We start from the raw sequence: 1,989 nt of genomic DNA on the forward strand, positions 1-1,989 counted from the left end.
GATCTACCGCGCGCCTGTCGAAAGCTGGGGCAGCGTCGACAAGGCCATGCGCCAAAGCGCGATGGCTCTCGGCCATCCCTGGCATGACGATCTCAATGCTCCGGATGCCGAAGGGGCTTGCACCTATCCCATCAACAGTCGAGCCGGCAAGCGCGTGTCGGTCAATGACGGCTATCTGGAAGCTGCCCGCGACCGGCCGAACCTTACCATCATCGGGCAGGCGACGGTGGACAAGGTGCTTTTCGATGGCAGGAAAGCGATCGGCGTTTTGGCCATCGTGGCCGGGCAGGTTCGCAAATTCGAGGCGCCGCTGGTCATCGTCTCGGCCGGCGCCATCCACTCTCCGGTCATCCTGCAGCGCTCGGGCATCGGCCCTGCGGCTCTCTTGAAACGAAAGGACATCGAGGTGCTTGCCGACCTGCCGGTCGGCGAAGGTTTCTTCGACCATCCTTATTGCCGCATCGAACTGAAGCTGAAGCCGGGATTCAAGGCGACCGATCTCGACGCGCGGCATACCAACTGCTGTGTGCGGATGAGTTCGGGCGTGCCGGGCGCTGAGCGCGACGACATTCTCTACGTCGCCATGAACCATGGCGGCATCGGCGTGGAGTCCGACAGCGCCCAGTTCGGCGAGGCCATGGTCAATCTGATCCTGATGGAGGCCAAGAGCCGCGGCACCGTGCAACTGCGTTCCGCCAACCCTTTCGACCAGCCGCTCGTGGAAGAGAACATGCTGGACGATCCAATGGATCTCCAGCGCATGCGTATCGCCTATCGCCACCTTGGCGAGATTGCCCGGCAGGCGCCGATCCAGGCGATCGCCGAGCGCGTCCTGCTGGGGGATTCCGATCTGCCTTTGTCATGGCTCGAAACGGCAAGCGACGAGGAGGTCGACAATTTCCTGCTGGCGCAGTCTTCCGATGCGCAGCATGGGATCGGAGGCTGTTGCATGGGAAGGCTCGGCGAGGCCGTGGTCGATCCGGAATGCCGGGTCTACGGTTTGGAAGGACTGCGGGTTATCGATGCGTCGATCATGCCGCTCGATTGCCAGGCAAACACCAATCTCACCTCGATCATGATTGGCGAAAAAATGGCCGACAGCCTGCGCCGGTCCATCTGACAGCTCGAGGGCAAGCCCGCGCACAAGGCGCGGGCCTTGGAGTCAGCGGGTGATATCCACGGTAATCGTCTTCAGGTCGCACATTTCCATCAGCGTGTGCCGGCCCCCGGTGCGGCCGAGGCCGCTCTGCGTCCCGGCGGCGCCGCCGGCAGGAATATGCGGCTCCCAATAGCAGCTCATCTCGTTGATGTTGACGATGCCGACCTTCAGGCTTTCAGCAAAGGCAAAGGCGTTCTTGATGGTGCTGGTGAAGACCGCGGCCGACAGACCGTAGGGGCTGGACGCCGCAAGTTCCATCGCCTCCTCGTCGGTCTCGAAGGTCAGCACGGGTGCGATCGGCCCGAAGGATTCCTCGACATTGAGCAGGCTTTCCCGGGTCAGTCCTGTGACGATCGACGGCTCGAAATAGAGATTGGTGGCAAAACCCGACGCCACATTGCCGCCGGTAACGATCTCGGCGCCACGCGCGCGGGCGTCCGCGATGTGGCTGAGTACCTTGTCGACGGCCACCGCATTGTTGATCGGACCCATCGTCGTCGCGGGATCGAAAGGGTCGCCCATTTTCACCTGCGCGGCCGCTTTCACGAGACCTTCGATGAAACGGTCATGGACGGATTTATGCACCAGCACGCGTTCGGTGGCCGTGCAGATCTGCCCGGCATTGGCAAAGCAGCCGGCCCCGACCTGGGCGGCGGCCATGTCGATATCGGCATCGGCCAGCACGATGGTCGGACCGTTGCCGCCCATTTCGAGCAGAAGCGGCTTGCCCGCTCCACGCCGGGCGATCGTCGCGCCTGTGACAGAACTGCCGGTGAAGCCGATGGCATGGGTGCCCGGATGAACGACCGCCTCGTCGCCCACCTCCGCAC

The 1,989-nt window shown here is 63.1% G+C and carries 2 protein-coding genes; one reads left to right on the forward strand and one right to left on the reverse strand.

Going from position 1 to position 1,989, the window contains the following annotated elements; translation table 11 throughout:
• Window positions 1-1,120 (forward strand): GMC oxidoreductase (locus tag EN984_RS32655; protein ID WP_127384266.1); only part of this gene is annotated, 1,120 nt, incomplete at its 5' end.
• 42 nt (window positions 1,121-1,162) lie between these two features.
• On the opposite strand, the gene EN984_RS32660 is transcribed toward EN984_RS32655, so the two are convergent.
• On the reverse strand, window positions 1,163-1,989 hold an 827-nt coding region (locus EN984_RS32660), incomplete at its 5' end, for an aldehyde dehydrogenase family protein (RefSeq protein ID WP_127384267.1).

The organism is Mesorhizobium sp. M7A.F.Ca.CA.004.12.1.1, assembly GCF_003997835.1.
Classification (GTDB): Bacteria; Pseudomonadota; Alphaproteobacteria; order Rhizobiales; family Rhizobiaceae; genus Mesorhizobium.